1 protein-coding gene and 1 pseudogene are annotated in these 488 nt (G+C 55.3%); both read left to right on the forward strand.

All coding sequences use genetic code 11. The features are described from left to right. Positions 1–258, forward strand: a pseudogene (locus MUA00_RS00240) (ATP-dependent endonuclease); the annotation flags it as partial. Further along, positions 255–488 (forward strand): UvrD-helicase domain-containing protein (locus tag MUA00_RS00245; RefSeq protein ID WP_271130454.1); only part of this gene is annotated, 234 nt, incomplete at its 3' end. The pseudogene MUA00_RS00240 and the gene MUA00_RS00245, both read left to right, overlap by 4 nt.

Consider the following 488-nt stretch of genomic DNA (forward strand, 5'->3'; position numbering starts at 1 on the left):
GTAGTGAGAGAAAAGCCCGATGAGTCAACGATCAAGGCTGTCCTTGGGAAAAGTCACCACGATGCAAGTCAATACAGCGAGGACGAACAGAAGTTGTTCGGCACATATCACCGCAGCTTCAAGCTTGGCAGCAAACCGGCAGCGCATATTGATGCGCTCGCCAAGCTCAGTGATGAGGGCCTGCTCGCGAACATGCCCGAATCTCTCGGACGCTTGGCCGATGCCGTGATCGCCAAACTCGCGGAGTTGCCCGAGTGATAACCGTCGATGCATGGAAGCCCGCTGATGGACTAACGCTTGAGCCTAACGCCCTTCGTGCAGCCAAGGAACAGATGCACAGCCTTGCTCTTACAGCAGGCCCAGGTGCAGGCAAAACTGAAATGCTTGCGCAGCGTGCAGATTTCCTTCTACGCACAGGAGCCTGCCGCTATCCCAAACGAATTCTGGCTATCTCGTTCAAGGTGGACGCCAGTAGCAACCTGAAAGAG

Origin of the sequence: Dryocola boscaweniae (assembly GCF_025215095.1) — a bacterium.
Classification (GTDB): Bacteria; Pseudomonadota; Gammaproteobacteria; order Enterobacterales; family Enterobacteriaceae; genus Dryocola; species Dryocola boscaweniae.